Source organism: Virgibacillus halodenitrificans JCM 12304 (genome assembly GCF_001310895.1).
GTDB lineage: Bacteria > Bacillota > Bacilli > Bacillales > Amphibacillaceae > Virgibacillus_Q > Virgibacillus_Q halodenitrificans.
This window is the reverse complement of the sequence record NZ_BAZS01000008.1, coordinates 1-19,193: the sequence shown is the minus strand read 5'-3', so window position 1 is coordinate 19,193 and position 19,193 is coordinate 1. Positions and strand designations below refer to the sequence as shown.

At 35.2% G+C, this 19,193-nt stretch carries 21 protein-coding genes and 2 other annotated features; of the genes, 14 read left to right on the top strand and 7 right to left on the bottom strand.

What is annotated here, in order from left to right; translation table 11 throughout:
• The first annotated feature begins 166 nt into the window (after positions 1–166).
• The 11 genes from JCM12304_RS06350 (at position 167) to JCM12304_RS06300 (ending at position 9,689) form a co-directional block, all read left to right on the top strand.
• Positions 167–556, top strand: coding sequence for a hypothetical protein (locus JCM12304_RS06350; protein ID WP_019376729.1), 390 nt, complete (start codon positions 167–169; stop codon positions 554–556).
• A gap of 34 nt (positions 557–590) precedes the next feature.
• A complete protein-coding gene (gene nrdR, locus JCM12304_RS06345; RefSeq protein ID WP_019376730.1) occupies positions 591–1,073 on the top strand; it encodes a transcriptional regulator NrdR in 483 nt (160 codons plus the stop codon).
• A 36-nt stretch (positions 1,074–1,109) separates the two neighbouring features.
• Entirely contained in the window at positions 1,110–2,444 is a 1,335-nt protein-coding gene (locus tag JCM12304_RS06340; RefSeq protein ID WP_060679173.1) for a replication initiation and membrane attachment family protein, read from the top strand.
• 21 nt (positions 2,445–2,465) lie between these two features.
• A complete protein-coding gene (dnaI, locus tag JCM12304_RS06335) occupies positions 2,466–3,392 on the top strand; it encodes a primosomal protein DnaI (protein ID WP_060679171.1) in 927 nt (308 codons plus the stop codon).
• 414 nt (positions 3,393–3,806) lie between these two features.
• On the top strand, positions 3,807–4,658 hold the full coding sequence (gene ytxC, locus JCM12304_RS06330) for a sporulation protein YtxC (protein ID WP_060679169.1): 852 nt from the start codon (positions 3,807–3,809) through the stop codon (positions 4,656–4,658).
• Positions 4,659–4,715: 57 nt separating this feature from the next.
• Positions 4,716–4,937: a binding site (T-box leader), on the top strand.
• Between the two features lie 50 nt (positions 4,938–4,987).
• Positions 4,988–6,931, top strand: a complete 1,944-nt coding sequence (thrS, locus tag JCM12304_RS06325; protein WP_060679167.1) for a threonine--tRNA ligase — start codon at positions 4,988–4,990, stop codon at positions 6,929–6,931.
• 371 nt (positions 6,932–7,302) lie between these two features.
• Positions 7,303–7,428 (top strand) — a sequence feature (ribosomal protein L20 leader region).
• A 68-nt stretch (positions 7,429–7,496) separates the two neighbouring features.
• Positions 7,497–8,000 (top strand): translation initiation factor IF-3, encoded by a 504-nt coding sequence (gene infC / locus JCM12304_RS06320; RefSeq protein WP_019376736.1) that lies wholly within the window; start codon positions 7,497–7,499, stop codon positions 7,998–8,000.
• A 31-nt stretch (positions 8,001–8,031) separates the two neighbouring features.
• Positions 8,032–8,229, top strand: a complete 198-nt coding sequence (rpmI, locus tag JCM12304_RS06315) for a 50S ribosomal protein L35 (protein WP_019376737.1) — start codon at positions 8,032–8,034, stop codon at positions 8,227–8,229.
• A 69-nt stretch (positions 8,230–8,298) separates the two neighbouring features.
• Positions 8,299–8,655: a 50S ribosomal protein L20 gene (gene rplT / locus JCM12304_RS06310; RefSeq protein WP_019376738.1), complete on the top strand. Its 357-nt coding sequence runs from the start codon at positions 8,299–8,301 to the stop codon at positions 8,653–8,655.
• Positions 8,656–8,720: 65 nt separating this feature from the next.
• Positions 8,721–8,999: a DUF1294 domain-containing protein gene (locus tag JCM12304_RS06305; RefSeq protein ID WP_060679165.1), complete on the top strand. Its 279-nt coding sequence runs from the start codon at positions 8,721–8,723 to the stop codon at positions 8,997–8,999.
• Between the two features lie 78 nt (positions 9,000–9,077).
• Positions 9,078–9,689 carry a TVP38/TMEM64 family protein gene (locus JCM12304_RS06300; protein WP_019376740.1) on the top strand — a complete coding sequence of 204 codons (612 nt, stop codon included), beginning with the start codon at positions 9,078–9,080 and terminating at the stop codon, positions 9,687–9,689.
• 182 nt (positions 9,690–9,871) lie between these two features.
• Here JCM12304_RS06300 and JCM12304_RS06295 read toward each other — a convergent pair whose 3' ends face one another.
• Positions 9,872–10,264, bottom strand: coding sequence for a hypothetical protein (locus JCM12304_RS06295; RefSeq protein WP_019376741.1), 393 nt, complete (start codon positions 10,262–10,264; stop codon positions 9,872–9,874).
• Between the two features lie 198 nt (positions 10,265–10,462).
• On the opposite strand from JCM12304_RS06295, the gene JCM12304_RS06290 reads away from it, so the two are divergent.
• Both JCM12304_RS06290 and JCM12304_RS06285 read left to right on the top strand, forming a co-directional pair.
• Complete coding sequence (locus JCM12304_RS06290; RefSeq protein WP_019376742.1) at positions 10,463–10,948, top strand: dUTP diphosphatase; 486 nt, start codon at positions 10,463–10,465, stop codon at positions 10,946–10,948.
• Between the two features lie 81 nt (positions 10,949–11,029).
• Positions 11,030–12,115 (top strand): M42 family metallopeptidase, encoded by a 1,086-nt coding sequence (locus JCM12304_RS06285; protein ID WP_019376743.1) that lies wholly within the window; start codon positions 11,030–11,032, stop codon positions 12,113–12,115.
• Between the two features lie 155 nt (positions 12,116–12,270).
• Here the strand turns inward: JCM12304_RS06285 and JCM12304_RS06280 are convergent, their stop codons facing one another.
• From JCM12304_RS06280 to sspI, 6 genes are all read right to left on the bottom strand, one after another.
• Positions 12,271–12,894 (bottom strand): lytic transglycosylase domain-containing protein, encoded by a 624-nt coding sequence (locus JCM12304_RS06280; protein WP_060679163.1) that lies wholly within the window; start codon positions 12,892–12,894, stop codon positions 12,271–12,273.
• 132 nt (positions 12,895–13,026) lie between these two features.
• Complete coding sequence (locus JCM12304_RS06275; protein WP_019376745.1) at positions 13,027–13,698, bottom strand: ABC transporter ATP-binding protein; 672 nt, start codon at positions 13,696–13,698, stop codon at positions 13,027–13,029.
• Positions 13,685–14,824, bottom strand: coding sequence for an ABC transporter permease (locus JCM12304_RS06270; protein ID WP_060679161.1), 1,140 nt, complete (start codon positions 14,822–14,824; stop codon positions 13,685–13,687). The genes JCM12304_RS06275 and JCM12304_RS06270 overlap by 14 nt, the downstream gene beginning before the upstream one ends.
• The gene (locus JCM12304_RS06265) at positions 14,821–16,044 is read right to left on the bottom strand and encodes an ABC transporter permease (RefSeq protein ID WP_060679159.1); all 1,224 of its coding nucleotides are present in this window, start codon (positions 16,042–16,044) and stop codon (positions 14,821–14,823) included. Before JCM12304_RS06265 ends, JCM12304_RS06270 begins: the two co-directional genes overlap by 4 nt.
• Before the next feature lie 39 nt (positions 16,045–16,083).
• Complete coding sequence (locus JCM12304_RS06260) at positions 16,084–17,658, bottom strand: flagellar basal body-associated FliL family protein (protein WP_060679157.1); 1,575 nt, start codon at positions 17,656–17,658, stop codon at positions 16,084–16,086.
• Positions 17,659–18,080: 422 nt separating this feature from the next.
• Positions 18,081–18,305, bottom strand: coding sequence for a small acid-soluble spore protein SspI (gene sspI / locus JCM12304_RS06255; RefSeq protein WP_019376749.1), 225 nt, complete (start codon positions 18,303–18,305; stop codon positions 18,081–18,083).
• A gap of 104 nt (positions 18,306–18,409) precedes the next feature.
• Here sspI and JCM12304_RS06250 point away from each other — a divergent pair, with 104 nt between their 5' ends.
• The gene (locus tag JCM12304_RS06250) at positions 18,410–19,147 is read left to right on the top strand and encodes a TrmH family RNA methyltransferase (RefSeq protein ID WP_060679155.1); all 738 of its coding nucleotides are present in this window, start codon (positions 18,410–18,412) and stop codon (positions 19,145–19,147) included.
• The last annotated feature ends 46 nt before the right edge of the window (positions 19,148–19,193 follow it).

Below are 19,193 nucleotides of genomic sequence, written 5' to 3'. Positions count from 1 at the left end.
CTTAAAGTTTATATTAAGCTTTCACGAGTTTCTCCTCTAATCCTGCAACTATTATTTTAAGTATAATTTCTTCTTTTTAGATACTTTCCATTCTATTCTAATAGAGGATTTATCGAAATCATGATAAAATAGTAATACTATACATAAAAATCGATATCCCAATGAGGTGAGAAAAATAGGCTTACGTCAGAAGGTTAACAAATATTTTGGTAATCAAGCAGAAACAAGGGAAAATCACTGGGATCCATCACTTCAAACACATTATTATAAAATAACTAAAGACAAAGGGTTTCAATACCTTGTTGATTTCTTTGAAAAATCCTCTGTTTACGAAGTTCACGCAATGTCCAAGGAACATGGAGAAATTAGTTTACAAGTGAAAAAGGGAAGAAATGCTTTTATTGTAGCAACAGTGATTATGGTTAGGCCATACTATACAGCAATTGACTTTTCGGTAACAACAGAGTCCTTTCTTCCTATTGATTTTGGTTACAGTAGTAAAATTATATATACCCTATATAATGATATCAATAAAGAATTAACATTAATTACCTAGAAGATTGCAGACAAAATGAATGGGGTTGAACAACGTGAAATGTTCAAATTGCGGTAATAAAAGTACAAAAGTTTTAGACTCTCGTCCAATCGAAGAAGGTAGCTCTATCCGTAGACGTCGTGAGTGCGAACAATGCGGATTTCGCTTTACGACCTTTGAACGTGTGGAAGAAGTACCGTTAATTGTAGTGAAAAAAGAGGGTGCTCGCCAGGAATTTAGTAGGGAAAAATTAATTAGAGGCTTAATTAAGGCTTGTGAAAAACGCCCTGTTCCACTTGAAAAATTAGAGTCAACTGGATTAGATGTAGAAAGAGAATTGCGCAATACTGGTCTATCAGAGGTAGACAGTAAGGAAATTGGTGAAATGGTCATGGACCGTTTATCTGAAATAGATGAGGTAGCATATGTGAGGTTTGCCTCTGTGTATCGTCAATTTAAAGACATTACAGTTTTTCTTGATGAACTAAAGGATCTGATTAATACAGATAAAGAAGATCATCAGGAAGATAAAAAATAGAACGTAAATATAAGCAATGGAAAGGGTTAGAGATCTATGAATTATATCGGAAAAATATTACCGGTTGATGGATATTTTGTCGAATTAAAGAATGACTTGCCAACAGAATATAACCTCTCTTTAACACATTTGTATCAGCCTTTAATCGGTATTCATGCGATTTCATTATTTCAAACTCTTTTAAATGAAAGAATGTTTACTGCAAATACGCCACAAACACATCATACTCTGATGAATTACTTAAATCTGCCATTGGACGAGGTATATCGTTCAAGAATAAAGTTGGAAGCTATGGGGTTACTGAAAACTTATGTTAGCCAGTCCTCTCAGGCAACTATATATACATACCAATTACAAAGCCCTTTTTCCCCTGCTGGCTTTTTTAATGATGCCATGCTTACACAACTCCTGTATCACCATATTGGTGAGGAGAAGTTTTCCCTCTTAGAAAAGCATTTCTCCAAGAAAAAGGATAGGCAAACAGATGTTGAAGTGACAGCAACCTTCAATGAGGTATTTCAAACTTTTACACCTACAATGGAAGGGGCTCCTGCTAATCAATCCTTGGAGGAAGAAGCTCAACAGATGACACAACTAGATTTCTCCTGGATGGAAAACATGTTAAGACAACGTATGATTCCGATTAACAGGGTTTTAACTAAAGAGAATCGCAGGTTGATAATGCAAATGATGAATTTATATGATCTTGCTTCCTTTGAAGTGGAAAAGTCAGTCTTGTGGGCACTATCAGAAGATAATATTTTAAATCAAGATGAATTTAAAAGTGCATGTCATGATTTGTTTAAAACAAAGAATAACCAACAATCCGTAAGATTAACAGAAAAGCAAAATAGAAAGAAAACGATACGTGATAGACCACTTACGAAAGAAGAACAGCTAATTTATGAGCTCGAAACAATTTCTCCAAAACAATTACTGGAAGATTTATCGAATGGTAAGCAGGCTTCTGAACAGGATATGAAAGTTATTCGTGAGGTGATGACATCACAGGGTCTTCCAGCTCCAGTGATGAATGTGTTGATCCATTATGTGCTGTTGCAATCTAATATGAAGCTTTCCAAAGCTTATATCGAGACGATAGCAAGCCATTGGTCCAGAGCGAACTTACAGACTGCTAAGGATGCAATGGAGTTTGCTAAAAAAGAAAAAGAGCGATATCAGGGTAAGCAAAAGAGTAATAAGAATAATTCCTATCGCAATAAGTCTACTGAAGTAATTCCGGATTGGTTTAAAGACAGGAATAAGAAAAAATCAACAGAAGCAGAGGATATAGAAGATGTAGACAAGCAGAAAGAGCAGGAGGAAATAGAAGCGTTGCTTCGTCAGTACTCTGTTAGTAATGAAAAATAATTTGTCTCAAGGATGATTTTTATGAAACCAGTACAAACAGCTTTACAAAAATGGATGAGAGAAAATGAAAATTTCAAGGAAACTTATGCCCGTGTGAAGCAGGAAGTAGTCAATGATCCTGAAATTAAAGAATTTCTTTCTTTGCATCCAGAGCTCACTCAAAAAGAGATTGATAAAAATCTAATAAAGCTTTATGAATACAAGTCACAGACCAAGCAATGTACGGCATGCAAATCCTTTGATTCGTGTGTGAATATGCTTCAGGGATACTCACCGATTTTACATGTGGAAAATAATGAAATACATTTGTCTTATGAAAAATGCCATAGTCGCCTTGACTATGAAAAGCAAAAGAAAAAGCAAAAGCTTATTCAAAGTCTGTATATGCCTAAAGAAATTATGGAAGCTACCATAGCTGATATCGATAGTAATCCCGAAAGAAGCAATGCAGTACGTGAATTGCTCTCCTTTGTTGAACGAGCTAAAAATGGGGTTCCTCAAAAGGGAATCTATTTTTACGGACCATTTGGTGTAGGAAAAACATATTTTCTAGGTGCACTGGCAAATAAATTAAAAGAATTTAATGTTTCTTCTACGCTCATCTATATGCCTGAATTCGTAAGAGAAATAAAAGCTTCCATGAAAGATGATTCTTTTAATGATAAAGTTGAATTCTTCAAAAAAGCAGATGTGCTGATGCTTGATGACATCGGAGCTGAAATGCAATCTGCCTGGTTCCGTGATGAAATTCTTGGTTCTATTCTTCAATACAGAATGATGGAGCGACTTCCGGTATTCTTTACTTCCAATTATAGCTTGGACCAGTTGGAGAAGCATCTCGCAACTACAAGAGGGGGAGTTGAATTAGTGAAGGCCGGTAGAATCATTGAACGAATGAAACAGGTATGTAAAGAAGTAGAAATAAAGGGTGAAAACCGAAGGAATTAATATGTTGAAGGGCTAGTAAAAAAGCAAATAAAATGCTTTTTTTACTAGCTTTTCTTTGTAAGGATGAATATAAATTTGCCTCGAAATTATTTGTTTGAGTTTTCTCATGAGCCATTTATAAATTCTAAAGTAAATTTCCGGGATTGTAAACGGACCTTCTTGGAAAAAATGTGGTAAATTATCCTGTTGTGGATACTCTGGATCAACTGCTGATTAACTTTTTCTACCTCGATTATCTCTCATTGCTGTCGATAGTTTTTGTTGTACGAACTTTACTTCCTGCTATAAAAAATTCTTTGCTTGCAGATCTTTTAGTTTTTACTAATTTCATTTACTAGTTTTCCTGATTATTCATTTTTTCTCATCTTTGTCCATATAATGTAACAGTTTGGTGTTGGGTGAGGGTGATGTTTATTGCTGGAGGTTTATTTAGAATCTGATAAAGAAGTAAGCTACTTTTGTGACCGCTTGTTTTATTATGATCCACATATTGAATTGTGCTGGAAAAGAAATGAAGATTGGGGGAATCATCTATGTGTTGATAAAAATGCCCCTGCGGATGATTTAACTATAACAAATGCTCGGGCTATGGTAGATGTGTTTATCAAATATCGTTTAAGATCATGTTTAAAAGAAATTATCTATAATTATTATTACTACACGAATGCTGACGAAGTGGAACGTATATTGGATCTGGCCCAATGGATAGTGAGAGGTGATGATAAAGACAGCAGGAAAGTTAGAAATGACAAGGATCCCAGCAATTTATTAATGTCTTTATTCATAGCAAATTTTAAAAATATCGCTACAATACATTTCGATTCTATAGTTAAGTTTGGTTTAAAGAGCTTTAAAGAAAAACTTGTTTACTATGTTGGATTAGCTATTGATGAATTTAAGCGTGAGGAAGAACATCAGGAATTTGTTAATATGCTTCGTGAATATATTATTAAAAAAGATCCAATAATAACAGAGATACATGTATTACAAGGAGATTCTTTCACATTTTATCATTCTGACGGAAAGAGTATGTCACCGATAGAACTTCATAGCATCATGCAGAAGGAACCGTTGTACATGGTAGGTCTAGATGAAGAAGAAATGAATTTGGCTCCTCTGATCGCAATGGCACCTGCAAAGGTAAATATCTATGGAGATAAGCCTGATGATCCAAAAACATTGACAGTAATAAATGTTTTTCAAGAAAGAGCCAGTCTTTTTCCTTATAGAAACTTTCCATTTCTTTATAAAATTAAAAAACAATGAATAAAGACTTGATTTTAAAACATTGTAGGGCTATAATACTCATTATAAATCTATTACTTAAAAGTATGGAAAAGGACAAGATTAATTGTTCCTGGATGTACCAGAGAAGGAAGCCAATGGCTGGGAGCTTCCGCATCACACACAATTAATTACCACCTTTGAACTCTGCTATCGAATATGTAGTAAATAGCAGCGTCTTATCTGCGTTAAAGATACCAAAGCCGTATATATTACGGAAATTAGGGTGGAACCACGACGTGACCAACGCTCGTCCCTTTGCTGAATAGCAGAGGGATGGGCGTTTTTTAATTGAAAAAGGAGTGAATATAATGGCAGCAGAAATCTCAATTATTTTTCCAGATGGAGCAGAAAAACAATTTCCCCAAGGTACAACAGGGGAAGAGATAGCAGGGTCAATTTCTTCAGGATTAAAAAAGCAAGCAGTTGCTATTAAGCTAAATGGTGAGCTTGTTGACTTAAAACGTGAATTACAGACAGGCGGCAAAATTGAAATTATAACGTATAAAAACCAAGAAGGTATTGAAGTAATGCGCCATTCAACGGCACATCTTATGGCACATGCAATTAAAAGACTTTTTAAAGAGGTAAATTTCGGAGTTGGGCCTGTAATTGAAGAAGGATTTTATTACGATATGGATATGGAGCATACAATTACTCCAGAGGACCTTCCTAAAATTGAAAAGGAAATGAAACGTATTGCAGATGAAAGCCTTGATATCATTAGAGTAGAGGTTTCCCGAGAGGAAGCCAAAGAAATGTTTAAAGATGATCACTTGAAGCTTGAACTAATAGACGCTATTCCAGCAGATGAACAAGTGACTATTTATAAACAAGGAGACTTCTTTGACCTGTGCAGAGGCATTCATGTGCCATCAACAAATAAAATAAAAGCATTTAAACTGCTTAGCATATCTGGGGCTTATTGGCGTGGTGATAGCAATAATCAACAGCTCCAACGTATATATGGAACTTCATTTGAGAAACAGAGCCAAGTGGATGAGTATCTCAGGATTCTTGAAGAAAGAAAAGAAAGAGACCACCGAAAGCTTGGTAAAGAGCTAGATATTTTTACAGTCTCACAAAAAGTAGGGCAAGGATTGCCGCTCTGGTTGCCGAAAGGGGCTACAATACGGCGTACAATTGAGCGGTATATTGTAGACGTTGAAGAAAAGCTAGGGTACGACCATGTATATACTCCTGTTTTAGGGAGCAAAGAGTTATATGAGACTAGTGGGCACTGGGAGCATTATCAGGAGGATATGTTCCCACCGATGGAAATGGATAATGAAACATTAGTTTTGCGTCCAATGAATTGCCCACATCATATGATGGTATTTAAGAATCAATTATGGAGCTATCGTCAATTGCCTGTAAGGATTGCAGAATTAGGCACAATGCACCGTTATGAGATGAGCGGAGCATTAGCAGGTCTTCAACGTGTACGTGCTATGACTCTAAATGATGCACATATTTTTGCCCGTCCGGATCAGTTGAAAGATGAGTTTGTTCGCGTAATCGAACTGATTCAACGTGTATATAAGGATTTCGGAATTAATGATTACTATTTCCGCCTATCTTATCGAGATCCTGAAGATAAAGAGAAGTACATCGACAATGATGAAATGTGGGAAAAAACACAATCTACTTTAAAACAAACAATGGAAGAGTTAAATTTGGACTATGTGGAAGCAGAAGGGGAAGCGGCATTCTATGGTCCTAAGCTTGATGTGCAAGTCAAAACAGCTTTAGGAAAAGATGAAACCTTATCTACCGTGCAGTTAGACGTGCTCTTACCTGAGCGTTTTGATTTAACTTATATTGGTGAGGATGGGAAGGAACATCGCCCAGTAGTCATCCACCGTGGAGTTGTATCTACAATGGAACGATTTGTAGCCTTTTTAATTGAAGAGTACAAGGGAGCATTCCCGACTTGGCTTGCCCCAGTTCAAGTGAAGGTGATTCCAGTATCACCACAGGTACACTTGGATTACGCAAAATCAGTTGCTGATAAATTAAGATTACAAAATATCAGGGTATCGATTGATGAGCGTGACGAGAAGATTGGATACAAAATACGTGAGGCACAAACACAAAAGATTCCTTTTGCCTTAGTCCTCGGTGATAATGAAATTGAAGAAAATGCAGTTAACGTTCGTCGTTATGGTGAAAAAAATTCAGAAACAATAGCATATGATGAATTTGAAACATTAATTAATAAAGAAATAGACGAAAAAATACTAAATAAACGATAGATAACAATCCCAGGCAGTAAATAACTGCCTGGGATTTTTTAGGTTCTAATAGAAACAGAAAAAATAATTTTTCCTTTTAATCGTTTTAGAAAAACAAACCTTAGCGGTGATATTTAGCTATTTTATATTAATTGGAAAATAAATTTTTCTCCTACTATGAATGTACGAGAAAATATTTATATTCCAACATTTGCATTAAAAGTACAAAGTGTAAAAGATTACTTAAGGGAAGTTATTAATAACCCGTGTATCTTGACTAAAGTCCACAAAGAAGATATATTATAATTATTCTTTAAAGCATACATTCAAAGTATGTTTGACAAGAAACAACCAAGATGTTATTATAAATGGGTTGGAAAAATTAAATGATCTGAGACAAGTAGAAGCACCCGCTTCTCACCTGATCGACACCTTGAGGTAGTTGACTGGTTCTGAACTCTTTTAATAAATTATTGGAGACGTGTGGGTGCAGTATGTACCGACACTTTTTTAATGACAAAATATTCGCTTGTCAATGATGATCAGCTCAAAAATAATTTGGAGGTGGCTGGCTATTAGCAAAGATATGAATGTCAATGAGAAGATTCGTGCTAGAGAAGTGCGTCTTATCGATTCAAATGGTGATCAGCTTGGGGTGAAATCACGTCAGGAAGCATTGGAAATTGCGCAAACAAGAAACCTTGACCTTGTTTTAGTTGCTCCAAATGCAAAACCACCAGTTTGTCGAATCATGGACTATGGGAAATATCGCTTTGAACAGCAAAAGAAAGAAAAAGAGGCTCGGAAAAAGCAAAAAGTTATTAATGTTAAAGAAGTACGCTTTACACCAGGAATTGGCGAACATGATTATGAAACAAAACTGAAAAACGCTAGAAAGTTCCTGGAAAAAGGAGATAAAGTAAAAGCTGCAGTACGTTTCCGTGGCCGTGCAATTACGCATAAGGAACTAGGACGTGAAGTCTTAGACCGTATGGCTGAAGATGTGAAAGATGTAGCTACAATTGAAACAAAGCCAAAAATGGAAGGCCGTAACATGTTTATGATGTTGGCTCCATTAAATGAAAAATAATCATTCAAGTCTATACTAGGAGGAAATCAACATGCCTAAAATGAAAACCCATAAAGGTTCTCAAAAACGCTTTAAAAAAACTGGTTCGGGAAAATTAAAACGTGCACATGCTTACACAAGCCACATGTTTGCACACAAATCCCAAAAGCAAAAAAGAAAGCTTCGTAAATCTGCAATGGTATCTTCTGGAGATTTCAAACGCATTAAAACAATGCTTCCTTATAAATAAGGTCGGCTTTTATAAAAACTACTTTCATATAATAAAATCAGATTGTACTTGTATTAGGAGGGAATTAATATGCCACGTGTAAAAGGTGGAACAGTAACGCGTCAACGTCGTAAACGCGTCCTTAAATTAGCAAAAGGTTATTATGGTTCAAAAAGAACGTTATTCAAAACAGCAAAACAACAGGTGATTAAATCAGGTCAGTACGCTTATCGTGATCGCAGACAGAAAAAGCGCGACTTCCGTAAATTATGGATTTCTCGTATTAACGCTGCTGCTCGTTTGAATGATATTTCATATAGCAAATTAATGCACGGTCTTAAAGTAGCAGGTATCGACATTAATCGTAAAATGCTTTCCGATCTTGCCATTAATGATGAAAAAGCTTTTGCTCAATTAGTAGAAAAAGCAAAAACAGCTGTAAAGTAATAGATCAAGAGAGGCTAAATTCTTCGTGTGAAGGGTTTAGTCTCTTTTACTAAGGAGCCGGTATAATGAACGATCTAAGTGGAGTGTTATTTTACCTTATAGGAGTAAATATTTTTACATACATATTAATGGGTATGGATAAACAAAAAGCCATAAAGAAAAAGTATCGAATACCTGAACGGACGTTTTGGTTATTATCTTTGTTGGGTGGAGCTCTGGGTGTCCTACTAGGGATGAAGGCCTTTCGTCATAAAACCAAGCACAAATCATTTCAATATGGTGCACCCATTTTGCTGATTGTGAATATAGTTTGTTTTGTATATTTGTTTTTTTACATGTCATAAAGGCTCGTCTATTGTCATATATATTAAGAGGAGGTGATATGCAGCTTAGAAAATCAGCTAGAGAATGGGGGAAATTGAATGGAGATGCTTGGTAATCATCTTATGGCAATCATTGAAACAGGTGGGCTCTTTGCTCCTATCTTGTTCATTAGCTTTCATTTACTAAGACCTTTATTTTTCCTGCCAGTTGTATTTATCTGTATTACGGGAGGAGTTCTTTTCGGAGCTCTAGCGGGTACACTTTACTCATTAATTGGAATTACTTTATCTAGTATCATTTTTTATTTTGTAATTAGATGGATGCCGAGGACCTCAAACAAGCTACTCTTTGTAAAACAAAAAATAGTTGGTAAGAATAGAGAATTGACTACTCCACAAATTGCCTTACTCCGTCTTGTTCCGTTTATACATTTTCATTTATTATCCTTATGCTTACTTGAAATATCGGCGAGCTTTAAGGATTATACGAAATCATCACTTATCTCTAATATTCCTATTGCATTTGTTTATACTTCAGTTGGGGGCTGGATATCTAACCTGACTCCAATAACCGTCTTTCTATTTCTTTTATTATTACTTCCTGTTTTGTACCTGTTAAGAAGGAAAGAAATTAATATTAAATGGCAGGATTTCTTTCAAGTTAGTGCAGAACAAAAGCCCAAACGTTTTGAAGTAAGAAAGGTCGGCTAATTTCGCTTGGTTCTCACTTCTAATAAGATATTCAAAATCTTAATGAGGTAGTTTGTCATGAAGAATTATTGATTAAGGAAGAATGCTTCAAGTTTGATATTGCTATTTTAGGAGTAGCATTGTTCTACAGAATTTAAATGTAATGTTCCTACACAAAAACTCATCCGAACTGGATGAGTTTTTTATTCTAACGTTGTAAGTAGTAATTTATTTATAGGGTGTTTCCAGGTGATTTTAGCATAGGGATAACGTAGTAAAATTTCATTTTCAAGAAAATACAAATCATCTCTGGTTAATCCGCGAAGTTCTAAATGATCGTTAACAGTAATGTTAATATTGACAACTTCAAATGAATCCTCGGTTGTGCCAAGATATTTTTCCCCTTCGAAGAAGCATCCTTTATATACAAACTGAAGGTTTTTTTTGCTATTGTTTGCTTGATCAACGAAATAAAACTCTTTAGATTCCTTAGCAATTCGTAGCTTTCGCTGTGGGTTTTTGTAGTATTGCACCCAGGTGTATATTAATAAGGCAATGGAAACCAATATAAGAATTCTAAATAAGACAACAATCATATCTGACACGTCTCCCTGCTATTTATTACTCTTTATACGAATGACTTCAACAGAAGGTTTCATATTCAGTACATTTACTTTTATTTTATAAAAAAAAGAAAGACTGAGAAAGTATAAAGCTTTTAGCCGGGTTTTAACTATAACTAACTTCTTCATCCGTGATACAATCAATAAAAAGAGAAAAAGAGGGATCTGTCATTGAATTGGAAACAATTATATAATATGCAAAAGGAATTGGATCGATATATTGAAAAAAATAACAATCTGGAAAACAAAAATGTATTTCAAGAGAAACACCTTGCATTATTAGTAGAGCTTGGCGAGCTGGCAAATGAAACTCGTTGTTTTAAATTCTGGAGTCAGAAACCAAGGAATGAAAAGCACATTATCCTGGAAGAATACGTAGACGGCATTCATTTTATATTATCCCTTGGTATAGAAAATGATTATTATTATATGAGTGAAAAGAAGACTATGCCAACATTTACTGAAACAGAGCAATTCATCAAAGTTTTTCAAGCATGTACGTTATTTCACTCTTTTCCCACAGAAGAAAATTATCAAGCGATGTTTGAAAGTTATCTTCAGCTTGGTAAATTGCTTGGCTTTACCGAAGAAGATATTCAAAGAGCATATCTACAAAAAAACGAAGTTAATTTTAAACGTCAGGATACGGGGTACTAGGTAAGATATACTAAATATTTTATTATTTCTTAAAAAGAGTTTATAATTAGAAATGACAGATAAAGGGAGGAATTAGTACATATGGCTAAATTAGATGAAACATTAACGATGCTTAAAGATCTTACAGATGCAAGAGGTATACCAGGGAATGAAAAAGAAGCAAGGGACGTTATGGAGAAGTATATTACCCCTTATGCTGATGAAGTGTTTACAGATAACTTAGGTAGTTTAATTGCCAAAAAAACTGGTAATGAAAATGGGCCTAAAATTATGGTTGCTGGTCATCTGGACGAGGTTGGCTTTATGGTAACACGAATTGATGACAAGGGATTTGTTTATTTCCAGACAGTCGGTGGCTGGTGGAGTCAGGTCATGCTTGCACAACGTGTAACAATCATGGGAAAGAACGGAGATGTTACTGGTGTAATTGGTTCAAAGCCTCCGCACATCTTATCACCTGAAGCTCGCAAAAAACCTGTAGATATTAAAGACATGTTCATTGATATCGGTGCTTCAAGTAAAGAAGAAGCTGAAGATTTTGGTGTGAAACCAGGAGATTCAATTGTGCCATATTTTGAGTTTACCCAATTGAAGAATGAAAAAATGTTACTAGCTAAAGCTTGGGACAACCGAATTGGTTGTGCTATTGCAATTGAAGTTTTGAAGCAATTGAAAGATGTAGACCATCCTAACATCGTATATGGAGTTGGGACCATTCAGGAAGAAGTAGGCTTACGTGGCGCACGCACATCAACACATAAAATTAAACCTGACATTGGCTTTGGGGTAGATGTTGGAATTGCAGGCGATACGCCAGGGATTTCCGATCACGAAGCAGATAGTAAACTAGGAAAAGGACCACAAATTATACTTTACGATGCATCCATGATTTCACATAAAGGAGTGCGGGATCTGGTAGTTAATACGGCAGATGAAAACAATATCCCTTACCAGTATGCTTCTATGGCAGGAGGGGGTACAGATTCGGGATCTATCCATTTAACTGCAAATGGCGTACCTTCTTTGTCTATTACTGTAGCAACAAGGTATATCCATTCACATGCAGCTATTTTACACCGTGATGACTTCGAAAATGCAGTTAAACTCATTGTAGAAACAATTAAGAAACTTGACGCAAACACTGTAAAAGATATTGTACTTGCATAAATACGTATACTCTAGCAATCATTATGTGTATGGTTTTATGCCTGAGACTAAAGCAAAGAGATTATAAGCCTGAAAATCGTATAGATACAGAAAAAGCCGAGCTAATTCGAAATCTTATAATAGATTCGAATAAAGTTCGGCTTTTTGGCATTTTATTATATGTATGCCTTCATTATTTTTGAAACATAATTTTGTGTTTCTTTAAATGGAGGTATTCCCTGATATTTATCTACATTACCTGGTCCAGCGTTGTATGCTGCTAACGCCAGTTCCACTTTTCCATTGTACCGTTGAAGCATTTGGCTTAGATATTTTGTACCGCCCTCTATATTCTGTTGCGAATCATAAGGGTTAGTTACTCCCAAGCCTCTGGCTGTGGCCGGCATTAATTGCATTAAACCCTGTGCACCCGCATTACTTCGCGCTTCATTATTATAGTTCGATTCGGCTTTTATAACAGCATGAATAAGGCCCTCATCCACGCCGTATTTGCTGGCAGCATTTTTAATATAGGCATAAATAGAATCAGTGCCCTCTTTGGTGCTGGAGCTATTCTCTGGAAGTACAGTAATCGGGTACGTAGTATGTGCGGATGATGGGATGTATTTTTGCTGCATAAAAGTATTATTATAGTTGGTTGCGTTGTTAATTTTTTCTTGTAATAGCTGTTTGAATGCCAAATCAGCAAATACGCTATTACTACTTGTGTTTTGTTTTCCAGATGCCACCATAGCCATGGCCTGATGTTGAATCATTTGTTGCAGTACGCTAATTTCCATTGTCAAGCCCCTTTGCTTATAGGGTTAGTATTACTCTTATCTATTTTACTATATTATTCCATTTAAGCAATATGAATTAATCTATTTCATAAACTTTTTTAATTATTTATCCAGTTGCTTATATTATCTATTCTAAAACACTATTAATTCAGTTCCGGTTTTGGCTAGAATTTCTTCATAAAATGGATCCTCTCCAATACATACCACCCGGTCACAAAGAGAAGTTATTTCATCCATATCGTGTGAGATATAAATAACTATTTTACCATGCTCTTTTGCCTGCAATTGTAAATAGTTACCAATCTCTTTACGTGACTTAAGATCAATCCCCACTGTAGGCTCATCTAATAGTAATAGGGGAGGGTCATGAATTAAGCTAATAGCTAAATTCAATTTACGCTTCATTCCACCTGATAGTGTATGCACTGGCTCATCCCACTTATCGAGGCTCATGTCTAAGCATAGTTGTTTTAACTCCCCTGTTGATTTTCTTATCCATGATAGTTTTTCAAAAAATAACATATTTTCTTTTACTGTAAATTCCTCCCATAATGCTAATTCTTGTGGAACAAAGCCAATTTGTTTTCTAATCTCTTTTTTATGTCTCGCATAATTGCTTTCTCCTAATATTATCGACCCTGAAGTTGGCTTATCAATGGTTGCTAGTAATTGAATTAAAGTAGATTTACCAGCACCATTTTCACCTACCAACCCGATGATCTCTCCTTTTTCTATAGATAATGAGATATTATTCAGTATTTGTTTTTTACCATAGGATTTAGATAATGAATCAATAGTTAGCATCAAATTTCCCCTTTCTTCCATACCAAAACATAACAATTACTGATAGCAGAATGAACCAGAAAAAACCTATTTTATTATGTAAAAAAGGCTGTAACGGGTGAAGTGAAGAAATAACGCTAATTTTTTCTGGAAGTCTATCTAATGGAACAATACTTCCACTTGTTATCGCCATAATTAAAGACAAAGTAAATGAAAAAACATAATATAAATAGACATTTTTAAATGATAGCGCAAGTGTAAAAGCAGCCATTATTAGAGTCAGACGAAGCATAACCAAACTAATAATAAAGGTAAGGGAAGTAGGCTGATTTAGAAATATAGTGAACAAGCTTATAGAAATAAAATCAAATAAAAGAAATAAGGACAGATAAATAATGCTGTTTTGAATGGCGTACATTTTAAAAGAATATTTAGTAAAGGTAAAACGTTTGTATATAGAAGAGTTTTTCTCCTTTATTAACCAATCAAATAGTAAAAGCGTAGATAAAAAGCTGAAAATTGCCCATATTCCCCATGGATTTACTAGGGAACTTTTATTTTCACCAGAAGATGCTTTAGTCCTTGTGAAAGAAAAAGAGGTTTGAAGCAAATTCTCCTGCTTCTCAATTTCTTTACTTTTTTCCACGATTTCATTCATCGTCCAAATTGAGGGTGAATCATATTCTTTGCTAAGCTGTTGAACCGTAAATGCGGCTTTAATGCGTCCAGTATCCTGTTGGATAATTGCCTGAATTGCTTCAGAAACGGGTATATAGCCAAAAGATAAGTCTGAACGAATTCCTGTAATTAATCTGTTTCTGCTTCCTTTTAATATTTTTTCTGTATAACCTTCTTTAATAATAAAGGCACTGTCCAGCTTATGAATTTCTAATTGGTGCAATGCTTCTTCTTCTGTCATTATCTCAACTTGCAAGGAAGAAGTGTTGCTTAATTCCTTGAGTAGTCGGTCTGTATAATCTGTTTGTTCCTGTAGTACAATACCCACAGGGATTTTTGCATTTCCTTGAGTGGTACTTATTAACATTATAATACTGAAGGTCAATATGATCGGTAATAACATCCAAAACAGAAGCATCCCTTTTTGACGTTTCCAGAGAAGCAGACGAGTATTTAATATTGCTCTCATAAATATGTACGCTCCTTTATCTGTGCCACTCCTATAAGAGTTAGAATTACTGCTGACATGAGTAGGAATAAAGGTAAATAGTCGGCAAATAAGCGTTGTTCGAGTACAATTTGCTGAAGCCAGTAAAAAGCCTCCGTGGAGGGGCTGTATTGCAAGATGTCCTGTAAAATTAAAGGAAAATAGATTGTAGGTATAAGCGCCCCGCTGATAAGCAACATAAATCCTGTCAAGCCTGCTTGAATAAGCAATCGTAGTTTTGCTGATGAAATAATTATTTCCACAAAAGCCATCAGAACCAAAAATATTATACCGTATAAGAAGCAGATAAGGGTGATTCGTACTACATTTTCAGTTGGGATGCTCCAATTAAGCAAATAATTTAAAATGGAAAATAGTATACCAGCTAAGAAAGTACTGAATAGTCCTGTAACCATTATTTTTGCAATCAGCTGTTGCATTTCAGATACACCATATAAACTCATCCGTGTTTTTAAGAGAGGGGGCTCTTCCTTTCCCAATAAACTATACATACCCAACATCCATAAGGTAAAAATGATAAACCAACTACCTAGTCCGTAATAGTGAAGAGGTGCAGAGGTTGTTTGATTAGAAATCTTCTCTTCTGAAATAATCTTGTCCTTGCCAATCGTATAAAATAAAAATTCTTTAAACTGCTCAAAAACTAAATCGTTTCTTGTTGTATCTGCGATATTCATATTTTTTGCGTATTGATTTATGGTTAATATATTTGCTTGAGAAGCTCGTATATGCCTTGTAATACTTTCAATTAATTGCTTAACCATATGACTTTCAATAGGTTTTTGGGGGTTGCCGATTATAGGTATTGTAACGGAATTGCCTTTATATAAATCTGTAGTAAAGTTACTTGGAAAAACAATATAGGCAGTTAAGTCATTTGATTGAAGGGAAGCTTCGGCAGTTTGCTCTTTCATCCCTTTTAATTGAATAAAAGAACCTAGTTGGGAAGACTCTTCAATTAGATCAACAACTAATTGAGTCTCTTTGGATTGCTCCATGTCCACTAAGCCAACTTGAATAGGAGTGGTCTCAGAGGGGGAGAAAAGAGAGATGGTGATCGTAATCACTAAACCAATGATAATAATGGGGAGAAGTAAAAGGAGAGGAAGTGATAGCCACTTCCTCTTAAGATATCTTACATTATTAGTAAAAAATAAGATAATATTTCTTATGAAATGCATACGAGCACTTCCAATCCTGAAAATTAAGTATTGAAGCTATTAAAATCCTAAATTACCACTGCCTGCTAAGATTCCAAAAATCCACTGTTGGAATTTTGGTGTGACATCTGTTTCCATATAGTTCATAATTTCGTCAGCACTCATGCCACCTAGATCTTTGACATCTTCATCTGAAGGTATTTCCACTTTTTCAATCGTCTTTCCTTCTGTTACGATGTGAAGACCGAACATATCTTGACTCAGCCCTGGAGCTTCAAGAGAAAAATCATGTTCTGCTTTCATTTGGTCTTTTTCGTAATTAGCTTCCCCGTCCCAGATTAGGCTGCCTCCAGTTCCAGATGCATCTTCATAGGAGAACTTACGCGTGAAATCGCGCTTTCCATCTTTTAACGTTTCTGATCCGTCATAAGCTAGTGCCATATCTTCAATGGATAGATTGATAGAGTCTTTTGCTTTTTGGTCCTTCCATGATAATTCACCTGAAAGGTTCATATTTCCTTCACTAAAGTTATCAGAGAAACCGAGGTCATAGTTAAATGATTGAGTTTCAGATTTTAGTAATTGTGAGCCTTTAACTGTAAAAGCAACAAGTTCGTCTTTTGACGGACCCATTTCCAGTTTCAAGTCACGCTGAACAACTTTATCATCATTGACCCAAATAATTGAAGTTAACCCTTCTGGGATTTGAAAATCTTTTAATGATACTTTCGCTTCTTTAATACCAGTTTCAAAGTCTTTCATCATTTGATTGATATCTTGAGTAGCTGGTGTTCCTAACTGCTGAAGGGCGATTTGCTCTTCTATTATTTTCTTTAATTTTTCATCGTCTTTCATTTTATCTAATACTTTTGTAATAAGTGTTTTTAATTGATCCTCTGTTAAATGAAATTTAATTTTTTCGCTCTTAAGGGATTCACTTTGCACTTTAACCGTTTCTTCAGTAGTTTCAAACGCTTCCTCAGGAATTTCTTCATAAATCATTTTGCCATATTCTTCTTTGAGGTATTCTAAGTCTTCCGCATTCTTAGCGCTCTCAAATAGAGAATCCAGGTTAAGAGATTCTTCACCTGTAAAGGTTGCTGGGTCCATTTCATGGAGAAGGGAGCCCAAGTCCTCATCTTTTATTTGTAATAATTCCTCGATAAATGGTAGCCCAACCAATAGCTTTTCAGCAGTTATGTAAACATTAAAGTTATCGATCTCTACCCCGCCAATATTTGCTTTTAACTTAGCACTCATTTTCTTTGCTTCCATGTCTGCTTCACTTGTAAGCGTGACGGTGGAATTATTAATGAATTGGGACGGGTCAAATGTTCCCGTTCCTACAGCTGCAGGATCATTATATTCTGCTGATAATTCCATTGTTGATTGTGTTGGATTTTCTTCTGTTTGTTCTACCCACTCTAACTCCGGTTGATACCTGTTTTCCACTTCTTCCACAACGAAATCAAGTGTATTCTTCTCTGCCAGAAAATATTTTTGTTTATCAGAAAGATTAAGCAATACAAAGGCAGCTACACTTCCGCCAATAACCAAGACGAGCGCTACAATGATTGCGATCATCCCTTTTGAGACACCTTTCTTTCTTACCCCATCGTTTGTTGACTCTGTCATGCCATTTCTCCTCTCTTTATGTAGCTTATTATTATATCTATGATAAAGATAGACAAGTAATAATAAAGCATCTTCACTTTTTATATCACTTACTAAATATATAGTCAAATTGTTCTAAAAAACATTTATATTTTAGTGTATGAAAGGTCTCGGATGTCTTGAAACAAAGAGATTTTGTTAGTGAGAAATACCTATAATTTAATTATCAATCTAAAATTTTCTTCGGTATTTAAAAAGAAAGCTTTTAAAACATAAACATATTGGGTCTAAAGAATTAATTTTTAAGAAAGAGGGGAGGCACTGAAGATAAGTTGTAAGTTTTATAATAAAAAAAGCAACAAGAAAATCCGAACTATGATTTCATATTATATGAATCGTTCGGATTTTCATTATCAAATTAGTTTGTTACACCATCATTTAAGTTATTGGGTATTTGTAGCATGTTTAACACCTTGCTCTAATGCGTCGATCATTTCCTGTTTTTCCTGTTCATCTGACTGTTGCCAAATCAATTCAAATAGTACGCCAAGACCTGGTAGCATTTTCTCTTCACCTGCTTGAATGGCATCCACTATTGTAGCTTCAAGTTGGTCCTGATTATTCGTGGCAATATTGGACAGAATAGCTTTTCTTAGATTTAAGTTCATTGCATTTCACTCCTTTTAAGTAAAAGTAAACTAGAGATAGTTTGACCTAACTCTGCTGAAATATGTATGATATAGTAAATAATAAACAATAAGGAAGGCCTAAAATGATTACATCAGTTAAAAATGAAAAGATAAAAGGGTTGCGAAAACTTCAGAAGAGAAGGGAGCGAGAAGCTAGTCAAAAGTTTTTGGTAGAAGGCTTTCACTTAGTTGAGGAGGCTAGGGAGAGTGATTGGGTTATAGAGGAATTAATTATTCAGGAAGGTACGGATATTCCTGAATGGTGTTATCAATACAAGCTTTTTGAAGTTAGCTCAAATGTCTTCCAACATTTTTCCCAAATGAAAACACCTCAGGGGATTGCAGCAGTTGTGAGGATGAACGAGATAAAAGAGGTTAAAGGAAACTATATGCTTTTAATTGATTCCATTCAAGATCCTGGTAATCTAGGGACGATGATTCGTACTGCTGAAGCGGCGGGTTATGATGGTATTATTTTAGGAAATGATACAGTGGATATGTTCAATGATAAAGTGATTCGTGCCACACAGGGATCTATCTTTCATATTCCGGTGATTAAGGAGAATTTAGAAGAAAAGGTAGCAGACCTTAAGAAAAAAGGCTTTCAAATTTGGGCAACTGCTTTAAAGAATGCGAAGAAATATAATGAAGTAAATGTGGGAGATAAAGTAGCTTTAATCGTTGGAAACGAGGGTGCTGGCGTAAAGGATCCCCTTCTTCAGTTGGCAGACTCCATTGTTACTATTCCGATCTATGGAAAGGCAGAATCACTCAATGTAAGTATTGCAGCAGGAATATTAATGTATTATACCAAGAGTTAGATTTGCATTATTTAATAAATAAAATTATAATAACTAAAGATCTAAT

Bases quoted from the DNA above. Each gene is read 5' to 3' on its own strand.
- JCM12304_RS06340 (WP_060679173.1), top strand. From the start codon at position 1,110: ATGAATTATATCGGAAAAATATTACCGGTTGATGGATATTTTGTCGAA.
- dnaI (WP_060679171.1), top strand. From the start codon at position 2,466: ATGAAACCAGTACAAACAGCTTTACAAAAATGGATGAGAGAAAATGAA.
- thrS (WP_060679167.1), top strand. From the start codon at position 4,988: ATGGCAGCAGAAATCTCAATTATTTTTCCAGATGGAGCAGAAAAACAA.
- infC (WP_019376736.1), top strand. From the start codon at position 7,497: ATGAATGTCAATGAGAAGATTCGTGCTAGAGAAGTGCGTCTTATCGAT.
- rpmI (WP_019376737.1), top strand. From the start codon at position 8,032: ATGCCTAAAATGAAAACCCATAAAGGTTCTCAAAAACGCTTTAAAAAA.
- rplT (WP_019376738.1), top strand. From the start codon at position 8,299: ATGCCACGTGTAAAAGGTGGAACAGTAACGCGTCAACGTCGTAAACGC.
- JCM12304_RS06305 (WP_060679165.1), top strand. From the start codon at position 8,721: ATGAACGATCTAAGTGGAGTGTTATTTTACCTTATAGGAGTAAATATT.
- JCM12304_RS06300 (WP_019376740.1), top strand. From the start codon at position 9,078: ATGGAGATGCTTGGTAATCATCTTATGGCAATCATTGAAACAGGTGGG.
- JCM12304_RS06295 (WP_019376741.1), bottom strand. From the start codon at position 10,264: ATGATTGTTGTCTTATTTAGAATTCTTATATTGGTTTCCATTGCCTTA.
- JCM12304_RS06285 (WP_019376743.1), top strand. From the start codon at position 11,030: ATGGCTAAATTAGATGAAACATTAACGATGCTTAAAGATCTTACAGAT.
- JCM12304_RS06280 (WP_060679163.1), bottom strand. From the start codon at position 12,894: ATGGAAATTAGCGTACTGCAACAAATGATTCAACATCAGGCCATGGCT.
- JCM12304_RS06275 (WP_019376745.1), bottom strand. From the start codon at position 13,698: ATGCTAACTATTGATTCATTATCTAAATCCTATGGTAAAAAACAAATA.
- JCM12304_RS06270 (WP_060679161.1), bottom strand. From the start codon at position 14,824: ATGAGAGCAATATTAAATACTCGTCTGCTTCTCTGGAAACGTCAAAAA.
- JCM12304_RS06265 (WP_060679159.1), bottom strand. From the start codon at position 16,044: ATGCATTTCATAAGAAATATTATCTTATTTTTTACTAATAATGTAAGA.
- JCM12304_RS06260 (WP_060679157.1), bottom strand. From the start codon at position 17,658: ATGACAGAGTCAACAAACGATGGGGTAAGAAAGAAAGGTGTCTCAAAA.
- sspI (WP_019376749.1), bottom strand. From the start codon at position 18,305: ATGAACTTAAATCTAAGAAAAGCTATTCTGTCCAATATTGCCACGAAT.
- JCM12304_RS06250 (WP_060679155.1), top strand. From the start codon at position 18,410: ATGATTACATCAGTTAAAAATGAAAAGATAAAAGGGTTGCGAAAACTT.